Origin of the sequence: Delftia sp. PE138, from assembly GCF_018320755.1 — a bacterium.
Lineage (GTDB): Bacteria > Pseudomonadota > Gammaproteobacteria > Burkholderiales > Burkholderiaceae_C > Comamonas > Comamonas tsuruhatensis.
Genome location: NZ_JABEPN010000005.1, coordinates 193,526 through 217,863 on the forward strand (window position 1 = coordinate 193,526; position 24,338 = coordinate 217,863).

A 24,338-nucleotide genomic window follows, 5' to 3' on the forward strand; every position below is an offset into this window, starting at 1 on the left:
CCTCATGAACACCTTTGCCCTCCTCCTTGCCACCGCACTGCTTGCCGGCCCCGCTGCCGTCTTCGCCCATGGCAGCGAAACCCACGATGACGCTCCCAAGGCCGCCGCGGTCAAGGAGCAAAAGCCCTGGGGCATTGCCGGCGATGCCTCAGCCGCCCGGCGCACCATCACCCTGGACATGAGCGACAACATGCGCTTCACGCCAGAGCGCATCAGCGTCAGGCGCGGCGAGACGGTGCGCCTGCGCGTGGCCAACAAGGGCCAGGTCATGCACGAGATCGTGCTGGGCACGCCGGCCTCGCTGGACGAGCACGCGCAGATGATGCTCAAGTTCCCCACCATGGAGCACGGCGAGCCCTACATGGCCCATGTCTCGCCCGGCCAATCCGGCGACCTGGTCTGGAATTTCAACCGCGAAGGCAGCTTCGACTTTGCCTGCCTCATCCCCGGCCACTACCAGGCCGGCATGCGCGGAACCATCACCGTGACGCAATGAGCGCGCCACTTCTTCCCCCCTTCAGGAGCACCCCATGAAACATGAACGCATGGCATCCGCCCACCCGCGCCGCAGTGCGCTGCGCCGCATGGCCCTGGCCTGCACGGCATTCGCCGCCCCTTCGCTGTGGGCGGCTGCACCCACGGCCCGCATCCCGGTCGAGGTCTGGAAGGACCCCAACTGCGGCTGCTGCCAGGACTGGGTGGTGCACATGGAGCACAACGGCTTTGCCGTCACCGTGCACGACACCGGCAACAGCGCCGTGCGCGCCAGGCTGGGCATTCCGGCGCGCCTGGGGTCCTGCCACACGGCCCTGGTCGAAGGCTATGCGCTCGAAGGCCATGTGCCTGCGGCCGACGTGCACAAGCTGCTCAGGCAAAAGCCCAAGGCGGTAGGCATTGCCGTGCCCGGCATGCCCGTGGGCAGCCCCGGCATGGACGGCCCCGAGTACGGCGGCCGCAAGGACCCCTACGAGGTGCTGCTCATCACCAAGAACCTCATGAACAGCGACGTTTCCACCCGCACCTTCACCAGCTACCGCTGAACCCCGGAGCACACCATGCACAACACAGTCCTCCTTGTTTCCCGTACGTCCCGTACCGCCCTTGCCGTGCGCCTGGCCCTTGCCGCCGCGCTGATCCCGGCCTGGGCCTGTGCCCAGGCCACGGCCCACGACCATGCGGCGCATGGCGCGCAATCTGCCGAAACCGCACCCGCCGCCGCCAGCCAGGACCTCAGCGAAGGCGAGGTCACGCGCTGGGATGCACGCACCAGCAAGGTCACGCTGCGCCACGGCGAACTCAAGAACCTGGGCATGCCGCCCATGACCATGGTCTTCCAGCTGCGCGTGGCAGCACCCGAGCCCGCCCTCAAGGCGGGCGACAAGGTGCGCTTTCGCGCCGAGCAGGACCAGGGCGCCTTCGTGGTCACGCAGCTGGAAGTGCTGCGCTGAAGACCGGGTGCAGGGCTGCCGTTTCGGCTAAGGTGAAGGCCTGTCCATCACAGAGCAGAGCAGCGCATGCCAAGCACCGACTCAGACCCCGGCTCCATCACCCGCGTACAGGGCATCGAGGTGGGCCACCACACCGATGCCCGCCGCCCCACGGGGTGCACCGTCGTGCTGGCGCGCGGCGGCGCCGTGGGGGGCTGCGATGTGCGTGGCGCCGCCCCCGGCACGCGCGAGACCGACCTGCTGCATCCCTCCAACCTGGTGCAGCAGGTGCATGCCGTCATGCTCTCGGGCGGCAGCGCATGGGGGCTGGACGCGGCCAGCGGCGCCATGCGCTGGCTGGACGAGCAGGGCATAGGGCTGGATGTGGGCGTGGGCCGCGTGCCCATCGTGCCGGCCGCCGTGCTGTTCGACCTGGCGGTGGGCGACAGCCGCATCCGCCCAGGGGCCGATGCCGGCCATGCGGCCTGCCAGGCCGCCAGCGCCGCGCGGCCTGCCGAGGGCAATGTGGGCGCCGGCATGGGCGCCTGCGTGGGCAAGGTCTTCGGCATGGATCGCGCCATGAAGGGTGGCATCGGCACGGCCTCGCTCACCGTGCACGGCGTCACCGTGGGCGCGCTCATCGCCTGCAATGCCGTGGGCGATGTGGTCGATCCCCACAGCGGCGTGCTGCTGGCCGGCGCGCGCAGCCCCGATGGCCGCCAGCTGCACGACACCTGCCGTGCCTTGCTGCGCGGCGAAGAGCCCCGGCCGCTGCTGGCAGGCACCAACACCACCATCGGCGTGGTTGCCACCGATGCACGCATCACCAAGGCCCAGGCCCAGCGCCTGGCCGTGGTGGCCCATGACGGCCTGGCACGCGCCATACGACCCGTGCACACCATGAGCGATGGCGACACCCTGTTCGCCCTGGGCACGGGCCTGGCCGAGCACTCGCTGGGCATGCTGACCCTGTCCGCCATGGCCGCCGAGGCCGTGGCCCTGGCCACGGTGCGCGCCGTGCTGGCCGCGCAGTCGCTGACCACGGCCGAAGGGCTGGAGCTGCCCTGTGCCAGGGAGCTGGCCGCCTGCCGGCCCTGACCGGGTTCAGGCCTGCAGTGCCACCGCCCAGGCGTCGTAGCCGTAGACGCCATCGGCATTGCCACCGGCGCGCAGCCAGTTGTTGCCGCGCGAGCCGATCTGGATCTCGCTGGTGCGCTGCATGCGCATGGCCTGGTAGCGCGCCAGGGCAGCGGGCACCTGCTGCGATCCATGGGCAGCGTCCAGGTTGCGCGCCAGCACCACGGCATCCTCGATGGCCATGCCCGCACCCTGGGCCATGAAGGGCATCATCGGGTGGCAGGCATCGCCCAGCAGCGTGATGCGGTCCTGCGACCAGGCCGGCAGGGGATCGCGCTCGTACAGCGCGGTCTTGAGCACCGTGTCGCAGGCGTCGAGCAGCGCCCGCGCGTCGGGATGGAAATCGGCATAGAAGCCGCGCAACTCCTCGACGCTGCCCGGCGTGGTCCAGGATTCCTCATGCCACGATTCCTGGGCCGTGGTGGCAAAGATGAAGGTATCGCGCCCCTGGTTCAGCGGAAAGGTCACGATCTGGCTTTGCGGCGTGGCACCCCACCATTTGGTGAAGGCCTGGATGTCGGGCACATGGCGCACGCGCTCGGTAGGCACCACCGCGCGGAAGGCCACCACGCCCGTGAAGCGCGGGCTTTCGGCGCCGAACAGGGCCGCACGCACCACGGAGTGGATGCCGTCCGCGCCAATGAGTGCGTCCAGCCCGGCCACTTCGCTGCCATCGGTGAAGGCGATGTCCACGCCTTGCCCCCTCTGCGTGATCTGGCTGGCGCGCTTGCCCAACTGCACCTGGTCCAGTGGAAAGGCATCGGCCAGGGCCGCCAGCAGGTCCGCGCGGTGGATGGTGAGCTGGGGTGCGCCGTATTTGCGCTCGGCCTCGTCACCCATGGTCAGGCGCGAGGTTTCCTCGCCCGTGTCCCAGTTGCGGCTGATGCGGTGCGTGGGCCGTGCGGCGCTGGCGCGCACGGCGGCGGCGATGTCGGCGCCCAGGCCATCGAGGGCGCGCACGGCATTGGGCGTGAGGTTGATGTCCGCGCCCACGCGCAGGAACTGCCGGCTTTGCTCGAACACCAATACTTCATGCCCTGCCTGGTGCAGCGCATTGGCTGCCGCCAATCCGCCAATGCCTGCTCCGACGATGCCTATCCTCAAACGCGCCATGGTTCCTGTCTCCTGCTGGTGGGGTCTATTCGGTGGTGATGCGCCCCATGATCCGGGGCGCATCGATGCAGGACATTGTCTTTTTGACGCGCCTCAAGCCTCAACCTCCGCAACGCCCGAATTGGGCACGATTCGTCCCCATCGGCGCCGGCGCATGTCCGGCAGGCGGGTGTTGGAGGTGCAAGAGAGGGTGCGGCGGGTGCGGCAGGAGCGGCGGGTGAGGCCGGCGCCGCAGCCGCCTCAGTCCACGCGCCGCAGCTGCCCTTGCGCCAGCAGCTTGTCGCGCATGCGGCGCGTCATGGACTGGGTGCTGCCATCGGTGGCCGTGAACAGGAACAGCGTCTGCTGCGGGCTGACCCAGGTCAGCTGGGTGCGGATGCTCTGCCGGGCATTGGACAGCTCCACCCAGGTGCCCAGCGCCCAGTCCTCGGAGACCACGGGCGCCACGGGTGCCACAGGTTCAGGTGCAGGTGCCACGGATGTCGCATGCGGCGTCACCTGGGGCCCGGCAGGCTCGCCAGGCATCCTGGTCGGCGACGCCGCAACGGCCGGGGGGGCAGGCAGCTCGTCCTGCAGCGCCTCGGGCAGCTCCAGGTCCTGCTCGGTCAGGGTGGCCATCTCGTGCGCCATATCGCTCGCCATGGGCTGAGGCACATCCAGCGGCACCGGCATGGAGGCCGCCACGCCGAACAACGACTGTGGCAGGCGCGCTGCCGAGGAGCCGGGCCTTGCCTGGACGGGCCTGGCCTGGCCGGGCCCGGCAGCATCGAACCGGGAAGGCAGGGACGCCAGCACCGAGTCCGACCCATAGACGGTGGGCGGCACGGAGTCCAGATAAATATCCACGCTCTCTATGGGCTGGCGGACCACACCCGCATCCAGCGCATCCTGGTGCAGGCCGGCCAGGCGCGCGGCAAAGGCCTGGATCTCCTCCTCCGTGCGCCCCACGCTGCGCAGGCCGGCGCGCAGCCGGGCCTGCAGGCGCGGCGCCAGCGCCACCAGCCGGTCGGTATCGCGGCCGGCGTGTGCGGACACGCTCCACAGCAGGCTGGGCACCAGGGCGAGGTAGCCGCCGGGGTCGCGGGCCTCGCTGCCGTCCACAGGCTCCTGGACGCTGGCAATCACCTGGGCCCACGGCCCCGTGGCGAATTCCAGGATGTCATCGGGTACGCCTTGGGCACTGGGCAGGCGCCGGATGGCGGCTGCGATCTGCTCGGCCCGGGGCATGGCGGTTTCCGGCCAGCGCGGGTCCGCACGCCGCCCTTCCACGCGCCGGAGCGCGGCCGAGACGGGGCCGGTCACCGTGCCATCTTCAGGCGCTTCGCTCGGGCCCACGGGCTGCATGCCGCTGCCGCCCCAACCGTCACGCAGCTGCTGCAGTACCGTGGCAAAGGCCGATGCATCGGCGCGCTGCAGGGCCGCCAGCCGCATGGCAGCGGAATCGGCCACCTGCAGGAACTGGCCATAGCCCGGTGCGGATTCACTGTCGAACCACAGGCTGCGCGCCGTCAGCTCGTCGAGCAGCTGGCGCGCAGGGTGATTGCGGTCCTCGAAAAAGCGCGTGTCCTGGACCACCAGCTGCTGCAGCAGCGGCTCCAGCCGGCCCACCGTGCGCTGCACGGAAGGCAGCAGGCGCGTGTCGGCGGCCATGAAGCGCATCATGCGCTGCAGCGTATGCAGCGCCGCGCCGTCGTCGGCGCGCGCGCCCGGGGGAGGCTCCTGCGGCTCCTGCGGCTGCAGGGCCTGCATCAGCTGCTCCAGCTGGGCCGAGTGGTGCTGCACGGACTCCAGCGCCATGCAGCTCAGCGAGGTCCAGCCTTCGGGCAGCGCCGCCAGCACGGTGGGTGCCGTCTCGCTGCCCTGCCAGGCGGTGGTCTGCAGCCGGCTTGCGCCGTCCATGGCCGGCGCAAACTGCCCGGGCACGGAATAGGCGGATGGTTGGGCCAGCGCCAGCATGGAAGAAGGCGCCGCAGCGGGCGCCTCGCGGTGTGAATCCATCCAGCGGGGGTCGGACAGCAGGGCGGCCACCAGGCGCCGCGTCAACTCATCTTCCTGCGCCTGCTGGCCGAAGGCGCCGTAGGCGCGGCTCTGTGCCACGGCATCGCCATAGTGTGAAGGCGCACGCCAGCGGTTCGGCCCCGGCATGTCGGTCTGGCGCCGGCCCGGCTCGGGCGGCGGTGCCACGCCATAGGCGGCAGGCTGCACGCCCTGGTCGCGCAGGGACTGGGCCACATGGCCGTACTCGGATACCAGCAATGCGCCCAGATGCTCGCGCATGAAGCCCAGCCAGCAGGCGGCGCATTCGGGCTCGACCCCGGTGTCGTCGATCACGCGCTGCAGCGCCTGCACATAGTTGTGGGGCCTGAGCGGGTTGCGTTCGGGCTGGACACGGTCCAGGCCCTGGATGGCGCTGACCAGGGCATCGAGCTCGGCCAGTGCGATCTCCACCTGCGGCGCCACATGCTGCAGCAGGCGCTGGTGGGCCAGCTGCGACTGCAGCACGGAGTCATCCAGGAGGGAGAGGGAGGCGAAATCGGTGGTGCCGGGCACACCGGACGCACCGGAGATGCCCGGCACCGGCGGCCAGGCGGCAGCGCCACCGGATTGGCCAAAGCATTCCAGCAGCGCCAGCCCATAGCCCTTGAGCATGGCGGCCCGGTGGCGGGCCAGCAATTCCAGCGCCTCGGGGATTTCAGCGCGGCGCGGCAGGCCGGAGCCAGGCAGCTCGGCCTGCTCCATGGCATGAGCCGTGCGCTGCAGCAGCCGCAGGATCAGCGCCTCCGAGCCGCGGACAGCCTGCACCAGGCAGGCCTGCAACGCGGCAACAGAAACGGGTGGAGGATTCATGGCCCGAAGAATACAGGCTCCAGCCCGTGCCGGAGGCGCTTTGAGGCTTGCCTTTGATGCTTACTTCAGTGCCTTGTAGCGCATGCGCTTGGGCTTGGCGCCTTCTTCGCCCAGACGCTTTTTCTTATCGGCTTCGTACTCCTGGTAGTTGCCGTCGAAATACACCCACTGCGAATCGCCTTCGGCGGCCAGGATGTGCGTGGCGATGCGGTCGAGGAACCAGCGATCGTGGGAGATCACCAGCACCGTGCCCGCGTACTCCAGCAGCGCATCTTCCAGCGCGCGCAGGGTTTCCACGTCCAGGTCGTTGGAGGGTTCGTCCAGCAGCAGCACGTTGCCGCCCTGGATCAGGGTCTTGGCCAGGTGCAGGCGGCCGCGCTCGCCGCCGGAGAGGTTGCCGACCTTCTTTTGCTGGTCCTGTCCGTTGAAGTTGAAGCGGCCTGCGTAGGCGCGCGAGGCCATCTGGAACTTGCCGACGTTGATGATGTCCAGCCCGCCCGAGATGTCTTCCCACACCGTCTTGTCATTGGCCAGCGCGTCACGCGTCTGCTCCACATAGGCCATCTTGACCGTCTGGCCCACGATGACTTCGCCGGAATCGGCCTGCTCGCGCCCCGCGATCAGCTTGAACAGCGTGGACTTGCCGGCGCCGTTGGGGCCGATGATGCCGACGATGGCGCCAGCGGGGATGTTCATGGTCAGGTTGTCGATGAGCACGCGGTCGCCAAAGCTCTTGGTGACGTTGTTGAACTCGATGACCTGGGTGCCCAGGCGCTCGGCCACAGGAATGAAGATTTCCTGGGTTTCATTGCGCTTTTGGTATTCGAAATCGCTCAGTTCCTCGAAGCGCGCGATACGGGCCTTGGACTTGGCCTGGCGGCCCTTGGCGTTCTGGCGAACCCACTCCAGTTCCTTCTTCAGGGCCTTGGCACGGGCTTCCTCGCCCTTTTGCTCGGACTCCAGGCGGTTTTGCTTCTGGATCAGCCACTCGGAGTAGTTGCCCTTGTAGGGAATGCCGTGGCCACGGTCCAGTTCCAGGATCCACTCGGCAGCGTTGTCCAGGAAGTAGCGATCGTGGGTGATGGCCACCACGGTGCCGGTGAAGCGGTGCAGGAACTGCTCCAGCCATTCCACGGACTCGGCGTCCAAGTGGTTGGTGGGCTCGTCCAGCAGCAGCATGTCGGGCTTGGACAGCAGCAGCTTGCACAGCGCCACGCGGCGCTTCTCGCCGCCGGACAGCTTGCCGATCACGGCGTCCCAGGCCGGCAGGCGCAGGGCGTCGGCGGCGATCTCCAGCTGGTGCTCGGAGTCGGTGCCGGCAGCGGCGATCTTGGCTTCCAGCTCGCCTTGCTCGGCAGCCAGCGCGTCGAAGTCGGCGTCGGGCTCGGCGTAGGCGGCGTAGATTTCATCGAGGCGCGCGCGGGCCGCGTTGACTTCGGCCATGGCCTCTTCCACAGCCTGGCGCACCGTGTGCTCTGGATTGAGCTGAGGCTCCTGCGGCAGATAGCCGATGGACAGGCCCTGCATGGGCAGCGCCTCGCCTTCGAATTCCTTGTCCACCCCGGCCATGATCTTGAGCAGCGAGGACTTGCCAGAGCCGTTCAGACCCAGCACGCCGATCTTGGCGCCCGGGAAAAAGCTGAGAGAGATATCCTTCAAGATCTGCCGCTTGGGCGGCACGGTCTTGGTGAGGTGGTTCATCGAAAAAACGTATTGAGCCATTCTGGTCCGAGTACTTGAATCGTTGATTTCTGCAAAAACCGGGCAACAAATCGGTTGCACGCCAGCCGTGATTATCGGCGCATGCGACAATACCCTGCGTTGCGGGTTCCAGTTGCCCGTGACATCAGCATTCCAGCTGGGGACGATGGACGCTGTTTTCCAGGCTCCCGACATTGAACCTCATCCGCCTACGACTGGTCCGGCAACCGCCCTGGTTGCCTCGGCAGGCTGATACCCAGCGCCCCGGACGGGCGCATCTTTGATCACATGACATTTGAAGAACTGAATCTGGCTCCCGCCATTCTGAAGGCCGTGCTTGAGGAGGGTTACGAGAACCCGACTCCCATCCAGGCACAGGCCATTCCGGCGGTGCTCGCCGGCCACGACCTGCTGGCAGGCGCCCAGACCGGCACCGGCAAGACCGCGGCCTTCACCCTGCCCATGCTGCACCGCCTCTCGCAAGGCCAGGTGCCGCGCAACAAGTTCGGCGGCAAGGGCATCCGCGCCCTGGTGCTGACGCCCACGCGTGAACTCGCAGCGCAGGTCGAGGAATCGGTGCGCAGCTACGCGAAGTACCTGGACATCAACTCCACCGTCATCTTCGGCGGCGTGGGCATGAAGCCCCAGATCGACCGCATCAAGAAGGGCGTGGACATCCTGGTCGCCACGCCGGGCCGCCTGCTGGATCTGCAGCAGCAAGGCTTCATGGACCTGTCCACCGTCGAAGTCCTGGTGCTCGACGAAGCCGACCGCATGCTGGACATGGGCTTCATCCACGACGTCAAGAAGGTGCTGGCCCTGGTGCCCAAGGAAAAGCAAAGCCTGCTGTTCTCGGCCACCTTCAGCGACGAGATCCGCGACCTGGCCAACGGCCTGCTGCGCAATCCGCAGTCCATCCAGGTCACGCCCAGCAACACCACCGTGCAGCGCATCACCCAGGTGATCCACCCCGTGGGCCGCGGCAAGAAAAAGCAGGTGCTGCTGCACATCATCAACGAGAACAACTGGAGCCAGGTTCTGGTGTTCACGCGCACCAAGTTCGGCGCCAACAACGTTGCCGAATTCCTGACCAAGAACAACATCAGCGCCATGGCGCTGCACGGCAACAAGAGCCAGAGCGCACGCACCCAGGCACTGGCCGGCTTCAAGACCGGCGAGCTGCGCGCACTGGTGGCCACCGACATCGCTGCACGCGGCATCGACATCGATGAGCTGCCGCACGTCGTGAACTACGAAATCCCCAACGTCTCCGAAGACTACGTGCACCGCATCGGCCGCACGGGCCGTGCCGGGCGCGAAGGCCATGCCGTCAGCCTCGTGTGCATGGACGAAGAAGGCTTCATGATGGACATCGAGCGCTTCACCAAGCAGGAAATCCCCGTGCAGGTGCTCGAAGGCTTCGGCCCGGAAGAAGGCGAAGTGGCCGAACCCATCGCCATGGGCCGCCAGACCATCTGGGGCGGCGCGGGCAAGCCGCCCAGCCGTGACGTCATGCAGGCCGCCGCCAAGGCCGCGCGCCAGGAAATGATGGACCGCATCCGCACCAACAAGGCTGCCCAGCCCGACCGCGGCGGTCGTGCAGGCGGCCGTGGCCAGGCAGCACCCAAGGCAGGCTCGGACGAAGGCCGCTCCGAAGGCAGCGCAGGCGGCCAGGGCCGTGGCCGCAACCACGCCGGCGCAGGCGCCAACAACAAGCCGCGCCGCGACCGCTTCGACGGTCCGGGCAACGGCTCCGGCGCTGCTCACCGCCCCAAGGCAGGTCCCCAGAACGCCCCCCGTCGCGGCCCGCGTCCTGACGGCGAAGGCGGCGGTGGCCGTCGCTTCGACGACCAGCCCCCGCGCGCTGACGCCCACCTGGGCACGCAGCTCGGCCATGCACGCAGCAGCGGACCGCGCGGCGGCGCCGGCGGCGGCCAACCCGACCCGATGCGCACCAGCGTGGACACCATGGCCGAACGCGGCCGCCGCGGCGGCGGTGGTTTCAACCGCGGTGGCGGCGGCGGCGGTGGTGGCTTCGGCGGCGGTGGCCGTGGCGGCTCCTCGCGCGGCGGCTACGGTCGCTGACCTGCACTGAATACCCGGCGTGCCAGGCGGCATACCGGGCATTGCACCAGCCCAAAGGGCTGCATCTCCCCGGGGCTGCAGCCCTTTTGCATTGCACAGATTGCGCCTTCAGCCGACAGCGCGCCGCAAGCCTGCATGGCTATCATCCCGATAGCATTGCGGCCTGCGGCGACTGAAGGCCGCACCCCTTTTCCCGGATTCCCCAAGATTCCCCACGACTGGTTCCTCAAGGCCACGCCATGACACTGCTGACTCCACCCGCCATACCCTCCAGCCAGCGCCCCGATCCGGAGCTGCCACAGGGCCGGCTGCGGTGGTCGGCCCTGGCATGCACCGCCCTGCTGGCCGCCTGCTCCAGCACGCCGCTGCCGCCCTGGCCCACGTCCTCCAAGCCCCAGGTGGCCACGCCCACCCGCCCGGCCCCGGAAATACCCGTGGTGCCCCAGGCGACCACGCAGCCGATCGCACCGGCCAACAACCTCGTCCCCCTGCCCTACAACGCGGCCGTGGCGGCGCGCTTCCCCGACCCGGCCACGCGCTATGACACGCCCGGCCTGGCGCCGCAGCGCAACCAGTTCACCACGGCCAGCGAACTGTCTTCCTGGCTGAACAGCCAGGCCAGCAAATCCCTGGGCCGCGACACGCGCCTGGGAATCGTGCAGCCCGGCAGCTCGCAGCGCGGCAGCCCCATCCAGGCCCTGGTGGCCACGCGCGCTCCCGGCATCCAGCCGTCGGCGCTCTATGACAGCCGCCGCCCCACGGTCATGCTCGTGGCCGGCCAGCATGGCGACGAGCCTGCAGGGACCGAGGCATTGCTCATCATTGCCCGCGAACTCGCTCCCGGCGGCCTGCTGGAGCCGCTGCTGCAGCAGATCAACGTGATCCTCGTGCCGCGCGCCAACCCCGATGCCGTGGAAGCCGGCACGCGCAATGCAGCCGATGGCACCGACATCGCCCATGACCACCTGCTCCTGAACACGCCGGAGGCCAAGGCCCTGGCCACGCTGGCACGCGACTACCGCCCCGTCGCCGTGGTGGACCTGCAGGAATTCCCGGCCGCCAGCATCTTCCTGCAGAAGTACCAGGCCATACAGCGCTACGACGCCCTGCTGCAGTATTCGGCCACGGCCAACCAGAATGAATTCGTGACCAAGGCTGCGCGCGAGTGGTACACGGCACCGCTGCGCACCGCGCTGTCGCAGGCCGGCCTGAGCAGCGACTGGTACTACACCACCAGCCAGGACCTGCAGGACAAGTCCATCTCCATGGGCAGCCTGGCGCCCGATTCGCTGCGCAACATCAGCGGACTCAAGAACTCGGTGGGCTATCTGGTCAGCAGCCGTGGCTCGGACCTGGGCCGCGCCCACATCCAGCGGCGCGTGCACACCCTGGTCACCGCCGCCACACGCATGCTGCATTCGAGCGCCGAGCGCGCCAAGGACCTCACCCAGGTGCAGGCCTTCGTGGCGCGCGAGACCGCCTCTCTCGCCTGCCACCAGCAACTGGCCGTCCAGGCCGAGCAGACGCCCGAGCAGCGCACGCTCACCATGATCCAGCCCGACACGGGTGCCGACCAGCAGGTGCGCGTGGACTGGAACGCCTCCCTGCAGGCCCGCACCACGCTGTCGCGCCCGCGCTCCTGCGGCTACTGGCTGTCCGCCAGCGCCCAGACCGCCGTGGACAGGCTGCGCCTGCTGGGCCTGCAAGTGCTCAAGGTGGCCGAGCCCGGCCAGCTGCTGGCCGACTCGTACAACGAGGCCCGCTCGGCCACGCCCGCCAGCGGCGCCTATGCGCTCACGCGCGGCGCCGTCGAAGCACCCGTGGGCAGCTACTACCTGTCGATGAACCAGCCCATGGCCAATATTGCCGCTGCGGCGCTGGAGCCCGACACGCCCTACAGCTACCTCGCACGCGGCCTGGTGCCCACGCTGAGCGACATGGCGCGCGTGATGGCCCCCCCTTCTGTGGTGTTCGAGGAAGAAGAAGACGCCGAATGACGGCAAGGGCGCCAGGGCACGCCGCCAAGCCCTGAGCGCCCGCCCATTGCGGGTATGATCCGCGCTGGCCCGTCAGCGGCCATACCTGCCCGTAGCTCAACCGGATAGAGCAATTGCCTTCTAAGCAATAGGTCGGGGGTTCGAGTCCCTCCGGGCAGGCCATCCTGGCATCCCAAGAAGTTCAAAGAAGTTCAAGAATAGGCGCTGGCCTTGGGCTTCAAGGACATCCAGCGTTCAAAGCCGTCCAACGGCATCCGGGGACATCCAGGATGTTTGTTGGTATCCCGTGTACTTGACACGCAAGATGCCAACACGACCTGAATGCCCCTGACAGACACCTTCATCAAAGCCCTCAGACACGACCCCAGCAAGAGCGCTGGATCGAAGCACTCCGATGGGCATGGCTTGTACCTGCACGTGAAGGAGTCTGGCAAGTACTGGCGCATGGCGTACCGCTTTGCAGGCAAGCAGAAGACGCTTGCACTAGGGGTGTATCCCACTGTAGGACTCGCCCAGGCCCGCCGTCGCCGCGATGAAGCCAGAGAACAGCTCGCATCCAGCATCGACCCCAGCCTTGCAAAGCAAGTCCAGAAGCTCGCCCTCGCCCATGCCCAGGAGAGCACTTTTGAGGCTGTCGCGCGTGAATTTCATGGCGTCAAGTCCGGTGCATGGAGCGACACCTACGCAGAGAAATGGCTGCGCAACATGTCCAAGGATCTGTTCCCGCATGTGGTCCGCATGTTGCTTCCTGAGATCACCCCTCCCCTGCTGCTGGGCGTGCTCCGCAAGGTCGAAAAACGAGGGGCACGCGAAACTGCTCACACGCTTCGCCAGACAGCAGGGCAGGTGTTTCGCTACGGCATCCAGACGGGACGATGTGAGCGCAACCCGGTCTCTGACCTGCAAGGTGCTCTTGAGCCAATCGTGGTGAAGCACATGGCAGCAGTCCTCGAGCCAAGCAAAGCTGGAGAGCTTCTACGTTCAATAGACGAATACAGGGGTCAGCCCACAACCAAGGCAGCTCTGCAGCTGTCAGCCCTTGAGTTAACCCCTTAATTCCCCGGCCCCGCCCTATCGCTTGTCTTCTGAGATAGGAACAGGACTGTGCATATGACTAAGCATACGGAGTCAATAGAGGTAGTCGTGAAGGATCAGCGCCGCAGGCGCTGGCCCTTCACAGAGAAGGCGGCGCTGGTGCGCCGAACCTACGAACCGGGCATGAGCGTGTCATTGGTCGCTCGGCGGGAAGGCGTTTCGCTGGACTGCTGTGCCAGTGGCGCAAGCTCGAACGCCAGGGTGCTTTGACCGCCGTCTCCGCTGGCGAGGCAGTCGTGCCGGCATCCGAGCTGGCGGCTGCACGCGCAGAAATCGCCAAGCTGCAGCGCGTGCTCGGCAAGAAGACCTTGGAGAACGAAATCCTCAAGGAAGCCGTGGAGTACGTCGCAGAAAAAAGTGGATTGCGCGCTCGCCCTTGTTGCCCGGGGACGACCAGTGAAAACTGGTCTGCGGATGATGGGGCTGGCGCGCTCGCATGTGCCCGACCTGATTGGGCGCGGTGAAGACTGGGCCGATGGCCGCAGCCATCGCACACCCAGCGACGATGCAGGGCTGCTCGCCGAACTGCGCCAGGAAATTGCCGACTTGCCCAGCTATGGCTACCGACGTGCCTGTGGCTTGGTGACGGTAGTGGCACAACTGCCAGCTGCCTTCGAGCACTTCAACGAGGTGCATCCGCATTCTTCGCTGAAAATGCGGTCGCCTCGGGGGTTCAGGCAGCAACAGGCTGCAGCGGCTGACCAGATGCTTTATTGCGAATAGGGTGGGGGCGGGAATTTGGGGGCAACATCAGATGAAGACAGGGATCGAGCCATGCAGAAGCTGCAGCGCGCCGCCACCTTCATCACATCGATGGACTGGTCCCACGAGCGCATGCACGCCTTGTTCGCCAAGAGCAGCCGAAGCACCTTGGGCCATCTGCTAGCCCCCATGTCGGCTACATTGCCAAAGCATGCACCTGGCACCCAACATTTTCCTGGTGATGCGACAGTGGCCGCAGCCCGGTAACACCCTTTTAGACAAAGCACTTCCCACCTGACATCCCCATGGTTGCAACCATTCTCGTCGGCATGCTCTGCGCACACCTGCTGTGCTTTTCGGTCATGTTCTTGCTCATCAGCCGACGCCTGCAAGGCAACAGGATGGGAATGGATGTCTTTGCCCTGGGCGACCTCCTGCTGGGGTCGGCCTATGTGCTGCAGTTGGTTGAAGGAGAGCCCGCCTGGAGCGTGATGAGCGTGGTCAACCACACCCTCACGTTGGCAGCGCCCATCGCCTACTGGCTCGGTGCCATGCGTTTTTTTGGGCAGCCCGTTCCAGTGTGGCGCCCGTTGATCGCGTTTTCAGTGGCCTACGGCATGGCGCAATGGCTGGTGCATTGGAGCGCCGGGCCTGTGGCACGCTACGCGATGCTCGCAGCAATGTCGGCAGTGCTCTTCTTCGCCATGACACTGAACGTCATCTATGGCTTACGCACTTTTGCCAAGGATTTCTACGGGGAAATGATTTTCTTTGCTTTTGTGATTGGCGGCATCTGTGTGCTCAATGCATTGAAATTCTTGAAAATTATGGACAGCGGCCTGGAAGCACTGCACATGGAAAGCCGCTTTCAGATGGTTTTCTACATTTACATGTCCACCCTGGCGACCGTGCTGCCTCCCTCCATTGTCTGGCTGGTGTTGCGGCGCCTGACGGATGACCTGCGCACAATGGCGGCACGCGATCCCATGACCCATCTGCTCAATCGCAGAGGGATTTCAGAAGCGATGCAGTTGTACTTCAACAGCCGCAACGCTGCGCCGACATGCCTGCTACTGATGGATGTCGACCATTTCAAGCGCATCAATGACACCCATGGACACCAGGCAGGGGATGAAGTTCTGCGGCACGTGGCCGCATTGCTTCGCGCCACCGTACGCCACGGCGACCTGACAGGCCGCATTGGAGGCGAAGAATTCGTAGTCATTTGCCTGGAAACGGACACCAGGGGCGCCACACAGTTGGCAGAACGGCTGCGCACCGGCATTGCAAGCCAGGCGGTCTCGGTTGCTGGCTCCAGTCATCCGCTGCGCTGCACGGTCACCATCGGGATCTCGCCTCCTTTCCATGGCACGCATGATATGGAAGAGGCCCTTCGACAGGCCGATACCGCCCTCTACAGGGGAAAGGCGGCCGGGCGCAACCGGATCGAAACAGCCAGTTCCTCTCCCGGCATTTCAGACCAGGATGCGAGGGTGGCAATGGTTTATCTGTAGAACGTGGTATTCACTTTTTCGATCCTGCGAAAGGCGCCGAGCTGGACAAGGGACTCGGAATGGGGATGGCATGCGCCAGCATGCAGGTCTGAGGCACCGACAAGGTGAGTGGCCCCTGGCACCCGCAGGCATTGCCGTGGTCCGGCTGCACGGTCAAGCGCCTGATCCATGCAGCACGAGACTGCGCGGCGCGACCCGCGGCAAGATAGTACGCACCACCTTCGGCGATGCCAATGCACCCTGCCCTATGTGACTGATGCAGGATCGGAACTGGCACCACACAGGAATATCTTGTTCACGCTTCCCGATATTCCCAACGTGGCAATCTCTCCTCTCTGGGCTGAATCGAGAGCGCCATAAAGCAAAAAGCTATAGGATTTCGCCAGCCATCTTGCTGACATGTCAATCCGGAAAACGCCAGCCTTTTGCCCTCTTAAAAAAAAATCCTCGAGCGCACCTCCAAAAAAGGAAAGCGCGTAGCCTTTCATGTCGTGGTCTTTGGTACCTCCGAGGTCGACCGATACAACGGCACTCCAGAACAGGTAGAGCTCACGATGGGTCATAAGGTGTTTTGTCAGGCGATGAAGCGCATCAGCAAAAGGTAGCCGCGTGAGATCTGCCTTTTCCAGCGCCTCTCGCATGTGCCGTTCAGTGCGTTGCATCAACAATTCAATCATCCCCTCCCGAGTCGCACAGATTCGGTAAAGCGTTCCCTTGGAAGTACCTGCCGCGCGTGCAAGCTGTTCAAGGTTTGCTCTTGGGTGTTGAGACACCGCCAGTGCCAGCGCACTGGCCAGCTTGTCATCCAGTTCGATGGTCATGGGCGTGCAAGCAAAACATCTCCAACCTTCCCGATACGCAACCTCTTCTGCCTTTTGGTCATCCGACATCTCTGTTCGTCAAGGCATATGAATGTCAGATCGATTCGCGGCTTTTGCACACAGGGGATGCATTCAGACAGTTCCGGCAAACACGCGGCGAAGACGAACGGCCGATGTCCAGCGCTGCCCCTCGGCCTGTGCGACTGCGTCCCGTACCCGCAGCTGTTCGCGTTGAGTGTCCAGCACTGCCGTGGCGTCAGCCATGCCGGCAGCGAACATGCGCGCCGCGCGTTGCGCTGCCATGTCGCCCGCCTCTCGTGCATCCAGCAGTTCGCGCAAACTGGCTTCCGATGCCGACCATTGCACCAGCGAAGTTTCGGCGTCGGCCAGCGCGGAGATCATCGACTGCTCGTACCCCGCCATTGCCTCTTGGGCGCGGGCTTCCTGTATCTCTACATTCGAGCGAATCCGGCCACCGTCCAGAATGGGCAGGGATAGCGAGATGCCGTATCCCACCACGGAAATGGGAGACGCGGAGCCACCGATGGCCGCCAACCGCTCGCGCGCTCCGGCCCAGGCGATCTGCAGGCGAGGGTAAATCTCGCGTCGGGCGACACCCACCCGTGCCAGCGCAGCATCCAGAGCGCGGGCCTGGCGTTGTACATCAGGGCGGCGCTCCAACAAATCGGCAGGCAGCAAGGGAGCGGGCGCCTGGGGCATGACGGCTTCAGCCTTCAGATCCAGCACCGGTGGCTGGCTGGCGCCCAACAGCACCGCCAGCTGTCGCTGACGCACTTGCAACTCACCCTTCACTTGCTGGACTGCCGCGCGCTCTTGTGCAAGCTCTGTCTTCCAGCGCTCAACGTCCAGTGCACTGGACTGGCCCGCCTCAAATTTTTTCTGCGCCACGTGCAGTTGGCGCTCAGCCAAGGTCATGACTTCGTGCCTCATCCCCACGCGGGCATCCAGGGTGCGCAGTTCAAAGTACGCAGTGGCGACATCGGCAGCCAGAGCGATACGCGCGGCAGCGAGTGCCTGGCGATTGCTCTGTATGTCTGCCTTGGCGGCGTCCACGCCCAGTGCGCCGCGCCCAAACAGATCCACCTCCCAGCTTGCGCGCAAACCGACGGAACTGCGTTCAGCCTTCACTGCGTCGGCGCTGTCTCGCCCCCGCTGCGCACCGGCTGTGGCGCCCAACTGTGGGCGGCGTTCGGCTTCAGCACTTCCCAACAGTGCCTGGGCTTGGGCCATGCGGGCTGTGGCGATGCGCAGATCCCGATTGGAATCCAGTGCCATGCGGACCAGACGGTCCAGTTCAGCGCTATGGAAGTCTGTCCACCAGTCAGCGTTGACGGCAGCAACACCTTGGTATGGGGCACCCCATTGCCCAGGCACGTCCACCGATGCAGCGTCAGGCCCGACCGAGGGCGGAACCGACGCGCAGCCTCCCAAGCCAAGAGCGGCCAGGCTGAGAACGCCAAGCAGCAGGGGTCGACGGAGAAAGCGTTGGGAACGTGGAGAAATTTCGAGCATATGAGGACCAGGCGTTGACGTTGCGATGACATTACTATACTATACGTATAGATAAGTTTTCAAGTGGAGTTTTCATGACCAAGACGACAAGACGCCCAAGCTCCCGAGACAAGATCCTTGACGCCGCTACCGCCCTGGTGAGTGAGCGCGGGGTTCAGCAACTGACCATTGAAGCTGCTGCTGCCGCTGCGGGAGTGACCAAGGCCGGTCTCATATATCACTTCAAGACCCGCGACGAGCTCCTGGTGGCTGTGGTGGAAAGCATGGCCCGAACCATCGATCTCTACAGCCGCGCCGCCGAAGAGCAGCGCGCATCGCGCGTGAATGACGCCTCCCGCGGGAGCCAAAGCGAATTGCAGTCCGCCATGATGGAACTGGTCGAAATGACGTTCCAAATGCCCCCGCAGCTGCAGCGACTGATGCGCAACCTGCTTGAAGCCCATTTCTCTCATCCTGACCTGCTGCCACCTGTACAGGCCTTGTTCGAGCGCAGCTACGGTATCGCCAGTGAGTGCGCCGATCCAGGCCGCGCTTTGCTGATCAGTCTGGCAATGGATGGGATGCAACTCATTGATTTGCTCCGTCTTCACCAATTCACCTCTGAGCAGCGCAATGCCGTCAGGAAGACTGTTGAAGAGTTGATTGCACAACTGCCCTGAACCATTCACACACGCATCCAATCATGCATTTCTCTCTCAACTCCATCTCCCGGTTACTGGCATGCGTGCTATCGACCGTCACGCTGGCTGCTTGCACACAACATGCCGCCACTACAACGGCTACGCCCAAACCGGTGAAAATCGAGGTCGTTGGCGAAGCGGGCATTGCATCCCGCGCAGATAACTTTGTCGGCACGTTGCGCGCGCGCCAACGCACTGATCTGGGTTTTGAAACATCTGGCCGACTCACGGCCATTTCCGTCGAAGTGGGCGACCGTGTGCGGGCAGGTCAAGTGATTGCGCGGCTGGACGAGTCACCTGCCCGATGGCGCGTGGACAAAGCTGCTGCGGACCGTGCGGCAGCAGCCGCATCGCTGCTAGAGCGCAGCACCCAACTCCATCAACAGGAGATGCTTGCCAATGACAAGATCATCTCCCCCACTGCCCTGCAGTCTGCTCGCGCTGCGCACCAACTGGCGCGCAGCCAGCTCGATGCGGCAGATGCCGCACTTGCATCGGCACGCCGTGACCTGAGCCTGACAAAAATCACCGCGCCTTTTGATGGTGAAGTGGTGGGCCGACAAGCACAGCCACATTCCGACGTGTCTGCCGGACAGACCATTTTGCAGTTGCAGGCGGGAAGTGCTCTGGAGGTGGTTGCCATGTTTCCGGATACCGTCGCCAGTACGCTTGCTGTGGGTGATAAGGCGCAGGGCCGCAGTGGCGAACGCACTTTCCCGTTGGTGCTCGAATACTTGTCCACACGCAGTGACAACGGCTCACTGGTTCAGGCCATTTACAGCGTCCAGCGCACAGAACGAAGCAGCAGCCCCGGACTTCGAAGCGGCGGAATGGTGTCGGTAGAGCTACCACAGAAACCAGCCCAGGCTGCCACACTGACCTTGCCCGTTACTGCGGTCATGGCTGGCACTGAAGCGTCTCAGGCCCAGGTGTACGTGATCGATCAGGAAAACAAACTGGAGTTGCGACCTATCAAGACCGCAGGCCACTTGACGTCCCACGGGCGGGTTGTCATCGACCAGGGCTTATCCGTCGGGGACCGCGTGGTGACCGCCGGCACCGCCTTTCTGAACGCTGGACAACAAGTGGTAGTGCATGTGCCCCAGACTGTCCTGAAAGGGGCGAAATCATGAAGCTGGCCGAAGGAGCGCTGCAATCCAGCAGGCTGACCCTTTTTGTCGCGCTGCTGATTTTGATTACGGGGATCTTTACCTTCCTGAGCTTTCCCTCGCAGGAGGAGCCCTCCGTCACGATACGTGATGCCGTGATCATGATCTCCAATCCTGGCATGCCCTCCGAGCGCATGGAGCAGCTGATTGCCCGTCCCGTGGAAGAAAATCTGCGCCAGATGGCGGAACTGAAAAACGTCGTCAGCACGGTGCGCTCCGGCTCTGTGCTGGTGAAGGCTACTTTGCGCGAAGACGTCAAGGAGTTGATGCCGGTATGGCAGCGATTGCGCGCCAAGGTGCAGGAGGTGGAACCCCTGTTCCCCACGGGTACCTTGCCTGCTCAGATCGATGACGATTTCGGCCGCGTGGCAATCGCGTCGATTGCCGTGACAGCGCCGGACTTCTCCATGAGCGAGATGCGCGAGCCGCTCAAGATGCTGCGAGAAGGCATCTTCCGTTTACCTGGCATACAGGGCGTAAGCGTGCACGGCTGGCAAGAGGACCGTGTCTATCTTGAGTTCGACCGTGCACGCATGGCGGGTCTGGGTTTGTCGCCCGCTGCGGTGCTGCAACAACTGCGCCAGCAGAACGTGGTGCAGTCAGGGGGCCAGGCTGTTCTGGCTGGCGTCAACAGTGTGGTAATCGCATCGGGCGAAATCCGCTCCGTCGCCGAACTGGAAAACTTCATGTTGTCGGTGCCATTGGCACGCCAGGGCGCCGACGCGTCGCACCTTGGCCCTGCCCAAATCCGTCTGGGCGCCTTGGCGCGTCTCCAGGTGCAAAAGGCCGATCCTCCGGAAAGCGCGGCCATCTACAAGGGCCAGGATGCCGTGGTGTTGGGCATCTCGATGCGATCAGGCCAGAACGTCAAGACTGTGGGCGCCGCATTGCAGCAACGCGTGACGGAGCTGCAGGCCCAGTTGCCTGCGGGCTTCAGCCTGGACTACGTGACCTTCCAGCCCGACGTGGTCAAGACCGAGATGGGTCGCATGAACCAAGTGATGGGCGAGACGGTGGTCATCGTGATGATCGTGGTCGTCCTCTTCCTGGGGTGGCGGGCGGGCCTGGTGGTGGGCAGCATCGTGCCGCTGACGATTCTCCTCACGCTGCTCATCATGCGCAGCCTGGGGATTGAACTGCATTCGGTATCCATGGCGGCCATCATCATTGCGTTGGGACTGCTGGTGGACAACGGCATCGTGATCGTGGAAGACGTGGAGCGGCGACTCGCATTGGGTGAAGACCGCCGCAACGCCTGCATCGAAGCCGGGCGGACGCTTGCCATTCCGCTGTTGACCTCGTCACTGGTCATCATTTTGGCCTTCTCTCCTTTCTTCTTTGGAAACACCACAACGAATGAATACCTCAAGCCGCTGGTCATCGTTCTGGGGTTGTGCCTGCTCGGCTCCTGGCTCCTATGCCTGACAGTGACTCCGCTGCTTTGCTACTACTTCCTGAAAGCCCACCCCAAGCCGACAGACGAGAATCACGATGCACACGCCGAACCCCAGCTTACCGGCTTCTATGCCGGCTACGCCAAGGTGATCCGGTACTTGTTGGCGCACAAAGCCATCTTCATGGGATTCATGGTCGCGCTGTTGACCGGTGCCCTGCTTCTGCTGGCCAACCTGCCCGCAGGCTTCTTGCCGCCATCGGATCGCCCCCAGTTCCAAATGGGGCTGGAGCTGCAGCCGGGTACGGACACGCGCCAAACCAAGCAGGTGGTAGAGGATCTGAGCCGCTGGCTCGCTGACAGGCAGGTGAACCCCGAAGTCAGCACCAGCATTGGCTATGTGGCCGAAGGCGGGCCCAGGGTCGTGCTGGCACTGACCCCTCCTATGCCAGCCTCTCACGTGGGCTACTTCACTGTCACGGTGAAGGATGCCAAGCAACTCAAGACGGTGATGGAACGCACCACCGCCTGGATGAATGACCATCACCCGGATGTGCGTATCGACCCCAAGCTGTTCTCGCGCAGCAGCAATGACGCGGGTGCGGTTGCCTATCGGATCTCCGGGCCTGACGAGAATGTGTTGCGAGCCATCGGCGAACAGGTGAAAGCTGCGCTGCGACCTATTCCCGGAATGGTGATGGTTCGCGATGATTGGGGCCCCCGTGTTCCACGCATGAATGTACAGATTGATCAAGCCAAGGCACGAGCGCTGGGAATCAGCAGCGAAGACATTGCGACGACGCTGGCAGCGCGCAACAGCGGTATTCAGGCATCCGTCATGCGCGACAACGACACCTTGGTACCGCTGGTCATACGCGGTACGGCTTCCGAGCGCGCCAGTGCGGAGAACCTCGCCAATACACTCATCTATCCTGCCAATGGAGGGGCGCCGCACCCACTTTCGGCCATGGCTGCAGTGAGCCTCGACTTCGAGCCCGCAGCGCTCTTACGCCGCAACCTGGTGCGCACCTTGACGGTTGAGGGCCGCAGCACCCATGGCACGGCACTGCAGGCGGTACAAGCTGCCGCTCCAGTCGTGAGCCAGATCGCCTTGCCACCAGGCTATCGCATCGAAATGGGCGCAGAGATTGAAGACTCCGCTGAAGCCAACGTCTCGTTGGAGCAGTACCTACCGCATGCAACCGTAGCCATGCTGGTTCTGTTCCTATGGCAGTTCCGTTCCTTCCGAAAGCTCGCGCTGATCCTCGCCATCATTCCGTTCGCAATGATTGGTGTCGGGCCGGCGATGATGATCGCGGGAGAGCCCATGAGCTTCATGGCAACGTTCGGCTTGCTGTCGCTGGCAGGCATCATCGTCAACAACGCGGTGCTGCTGCTCGAGCGGATCGAGGAAGAGCTGGCCGAGGGCAAGACCCGGCGCGAAGCGGTCGTCGCGGCAGCGGTAGCGCGACTGCGCCCCATCGTGATGACCAAGATGACCTGCATCGTGGGTCTGATCCCGCTGCTACTGTTTGCCGGCACTTTGTGGACCGGCATGGCCGTGACCATCATCGGCGGCCTGATGCTCGGCACCCTGATCACGCTGGGCCTGGTGCCTGTCTTGTACGAACTGCTGTTCAGCGACCGAATCGCCCAATGGGCGGCACGCTTGACAGGCCGCAATAACGCCCAAGCGGTAGCTGCCTGACAGGACATCTCTACCCAGGGAACCATGACATGAATACATCCCAAGCACCGATCATCATCGTAGGTGGTGGCGTGGCAGGTCTTGCCGTTGCCACGGCGATGGGCAAGCTGAGTGCCAATTCCGGCAGCAAGCTGCCACCAGTCCTGCTGATTGATCGCGAGTTCGCCCACGTGTGGAAACCCATGCTGCACACCATCGCAGCGGGCACGCGCGATATTTACCAGCAACAAACGGCCTACATAGCACAAGCACATGCCTGCAATTTCTCTTACGAGCCCGGTGAACTGCTGGGCGTTGACCGCGAGTCGCGACAAGTGGAGATTGCGGCGCTGCTGGCACCCGACGGACGGGTGCTTGTCCCGGAGCGTAGCGTTCCGTATACCAAGCTCATCATCGCAGTAGGCAGCCAGGCAAACGACTTTGGCACACCGGGTGCGGCCGAGCACTGCTACACCATCGACTCACGCCTGCAGGCAGATGCATTCAACCAGGAGATCCGCACGCAGCTGCTCCAATGCCTGGGACACGAAGGCAGCAATGAGAAAAATGCCACCCTTTCCATCGCCATCGTTGGTGGCGGAGCGACTGGTGTGGAGTTGGCTGCCGAACTCGTCGGTTTGGCTGACGCTGCAGAGGCCTATGGAGCCAAGGGTCTGAAGAGGCGGATAAACATCACGCTCATAGAAAGCGGCCCTCGCCTCCTTGCGGCCTTTCCGGAAGATATTTCCGCCAGTGCCCAAGCTCGGCTGGAAGCTCTGGGTGTGCAGGTCAAGGTCGCGACGCGTGTGGCAGCGGTCAATGCGCACGGCTTCGTGTTGGGCGACAACACGGAAGTTCATGCATCACTGAAGGTTTGGGCGGCCGGAGTCAAGGCCCCGGAGATTCTGAGTGATCTGGATGGGCTGGAGACCAACCGTAACCATCAGTTGATCGTGCGCCCTTCATTGCAGACTACCCATGACGCGGACATCTATGCATTGGGCGACTGTGCCAGCCTGATACCCGAGGGGGCCGAGCGGCCGTTTCCTCCTACCGCACAGATTGCTCATCAACAAGCGCAGCACCTGATTCGCCATCTTCCAGCCGCACTGCTGCACGACATATCACCACCGGATTTCAAGTACCGTGATATGGGGGCCCTGGTGTCACTGGGTGAATATGACGCCTATGGCTCGCTCGGCAAGACAGGCTTGTTCAAGGGTGTGACCTTCAGAGGGCGCCTGGCGCAACTGAGCCATGCACTGCTTTACCGCAGCCACCAGGCCCAGCTGCATGGCTTCTGGCGTGGCAGCCAGATGTGGCTGGTCGATCTGATGAATGCCCGGCTCCGTCCCACCATCCGGCTCGATTGAAATGTGCAAAACATGTACAGGTCACTAGGACAAGGCAGATTGACACCGGCTTTCCTCACGGTAT

17 protein-coding genes, 1 tRNA gene and 1 pseudogene are annotated in these 24,338 nt (G+C 64.4%); 14 read left to right on the forward strand and 5 right to left on the reverse strand.

The features are described 5' to 3' along the window. The first annotated feature begins 4 nt into the window (after positions 1–4). The 4 genes from HFGMBDPB_RS18325 to HFGMBDPB_RS18340 all read left to right on the forward strand — a co-directional run bounded on the left by HFGMBDPB_RS18325 (position 5) and on the right by HFGMBDPB_RS18340 (position 2,525). Positions 5–496, forward strand: a complete 492-nt coding sequence (locus HFGMBDPB_RS18325; protein ID WP_046242186.1) for a cupredoxin domain-containing protein — start codon at positions 5–7, stop codon at positions 494–496. Between the two features lie 34 nt (positions 497–530). Next, positions 531–1,040, forward strand: a complete 510-nt coding sequence (locus HFGMBDPB_RS18330; RefSeq protein ID WP_016452436.1) for a DUF411 domain-containing protein — start codon at positions 531–533, stop codon at positions 1,038–1,040. A gap of 15 nt (positions 1,041–1,055) precedes the next feature. Further along, entirely contained in the window at positions 1,056–1,448 is a 393-nt protein-coding gene (locus HFGMBDPB_RS18335) for a copper-binding protein (protein WP_016452437.1), read from the forward strand. 66 nt (positions 1,449–1,514) lie between these two features. Next, positions 1,515–2,525, forward strand: a complete 1,011-nt coding sequence (locus HFGMBDPB_RS18340) for a P1 family peptidase (protein ID WP_016449921.1) — start codon at positions 1,515–1,517, stop codon at positions 2,523–2,525. A gap of 6 nt (positions 2,526–2,531) precedes the next feature. Here the strand turns inward: HFGMBDPB_RS18340 and HFGMBDPB_RS18345 are convergent, their stop codons facing one another. From HFGMBDPB_RS18345 to ettA, 3 genes are all read right to left on the reverse strand, one after another. After that, the gene (locus HFGMBDPB_RS18345) at positions 2,532–3,677 is read right to left on the reverse strand and encodes an FAD-dependent monooxygenase (protein WP_212645977.1); all 1,146 of its coding nucleotides are present in this window, start codon (positions 3,675–3,677) and stop codon (positions 2,532–2,534) included. 240 nt (positions 3,678–3,917) lie between these two features. Continuing rightward, positions 3,918–6,524: a DUF1631 family protein gene (locus HFGMBDPB_RS18350; RefSeq protein WP_212645978.1), complete on the reverse strand. Its 2,607-nt coding sequence runs from the start codon at positions 6,522–6,524 to the stop codon at positions 3,918–3,920. A 60-nt stretch (positions 6,525–6,584) separates the two neighbouring features. Next, a complete protein-coding gene (gene ettA, locus HFGMBDPB_RS18355; RefSeq protein WP_016449924.1) occupies positions 6,585–8,246 on the reverse strand; it encodes an energy-dependent translational throttle protein EttA in 1,662 nt (553 codons plus the stop codon). Between the two features lie 267 nt (positions 8,247–8,513). Between ettA and HFGMBDPB_RS18360 the strand changes: the two genes are divergently transcribed. The 6 genes and pseudogenes from HFGMBDPB_RS18360 (at position 8,514) to HFGMBDPB_RS18385 (ending at position 15,618) form a co-directional block, all read left to right on the forward strand. Continuing rightward, positions 8,514–10,310, forward strand: a complete 1,797-nt coding sequence (locus HFGMBDPB_RS18360) for a DEAD/DEAH box helicase (protein WP_016452439.1) — start codon at positions 8,514–8,516, stop codon at positions 10,308–10,310. A 239-nt stretch (positions 10,311–10,549) separates the two neighbouring features. Beyond that, entirely contained in the window at positions 10,550–12,307 is a 1,758-nt protein-coding gene (locus tag HFGMBDPB_RS18365) for a M14 family metallopeptidase (RefSeq protein ID WP_016449926.1), read from the forward strand. Between the two features lie 85 nt (positions 12,308–12,392). Then, positions 12,393–12,469, forward strand: a tRNA-Arg gene (locus HFGMBDPB_RS18370). A 159-nt stretch (positions 12,470–12,628) separates the two neighbouring features. Continuing rightward, positions 12,629–13,363 (forward strand): tyrosine-type recombinase/integrase, encoded by a 735-nt coding sequence (locus HFGMBDPB_RS18375; RefSeq protein WP_212645979.1) that lies wholly within the window; start codon positions 12,629–12,631, stop codon positions 13,361–13,363. Positions 13,364–13,417: 54 nt separating this feature from the next. Further along, positions 13,418–13,987 (forward strand): annotated as a pseudogene (locus HFGMBDPB_RS18380) (transposase); the annotation flags it as partial. A 422-nt stretch (positions 13,988–14,409) separates the two neighbouring features. Continuing rightward, a complete protein-coding gene (locus tag HFGMBDPB_RS18385) occupies positions 14,410–15,618 on the forward strand; it encodes a sensor domain-containing diguanylate cyclase (RefSeq protein ID WP_017404992.1) in 1,209 nt (402 codons plus the stop codon). A 245-nt stretch (positions 15,619–15,863) separates the two neighbouring features. Here the strand turns inward: HFGMBDPB_RS18385 and HFGMBDPB_RS18390 are convergent, their stop codons facing one another. Together HFGMBDPB_RS18390 and HFGMBDPB_RS18395 are read right to left on the reverse strand one after the other, a co-directional pair. After that, positions 15,864–16,439, reverse strand: a complete 576-nt coding sequence (locus HFGMBDPB_RS18390; protein WP_249343542.1) for a TetR/AcrR family transcriptional regulator — start codon at positions 16,437–16,439, stop codon at positions 15,864–15,866. 132 nt (positions 16,440–16,571) lie between these two features. Further along, a complete protein-coding gene (locus HFGMBDPB_RS18395; RefSeq protein WP_227472661.1) occupies positions 16,572–17,972 on the reverse strand; it encodes an efflux transporter outer membrane subunit in 1,401 nt (466 codons plus the stop codon). A 74-nt stretch (positions 17,973–18,046) separates the two neighbouring features. Between HFGMBDPB_RS18395 and HFGMBDPB_RS18400 the strand changes: the two genes are divergently transcribed. The 4 genes from HFGMBDPB_RS18400 to HFGMBDPB_RS18415 are packed head-to-tail and all read left to right on the forward strand — an operon-like array spanning position 18,047 to position 24,274. Then, on the forward strand, positions 18,047–18,631 hold the full coding sequence (locus tag HFGMBDPB_RS18400; RefSeq protein ID WP_016445447.1) for a TetR/AcrR family transcriptional regulator: 585 nt from the start codon (positions 18,047–18,049) through the stop codon (positions 18,629–18,631). Positions 18,632–18,654: 23 nt separating this feature from the next. Continuing rightward, complete coding sequence (locus HFGMBDPB_RS18405; RefSeq protein WP_016452446.1) at positions 18,655–19,785, forward strand: efflux RND transporter periplasmic adaptor subunit; 1,131 nt, start codon at positions 18,655–18,657, stop codon at positions 19,783–19,785. Then, positions 19,782–22,922: an efflux RND transporter permease subunit gene (locus HFGMBDPB_RS18410; protein WP_212645981.1), complete on the forward strand. Its 3,141-nt coding sequence runs from the start codon at positions 19,782–19,784 to the stop codon at positions 22,920–22,922. The genes HFGMBDPB_RS18405 and HFGMBDPB_RS18410 overlap by 4 nt, the downstream gene beginning before the upstream one ends. A gap of 29 nt (positions 22,923–22,951) precedes the next feature. Continuing rightward, positions 22,952–24,274 carry an NAD(P)/FAD-dependent oxidoreductase gene (locus HFGMBDPB_RS18415; RefSeq protein WP_026062277.1) on the forward strand — a complete coding sequence of 441 codons (1,323 nt, stop codon included), beginning with the start codon at positions 22,952–22,954 and terminating at the stop codon, positions 24,272–24,274. The last annotated feature ends 64 nt before the right edge of the window (positions 24,275–24,338 follow it).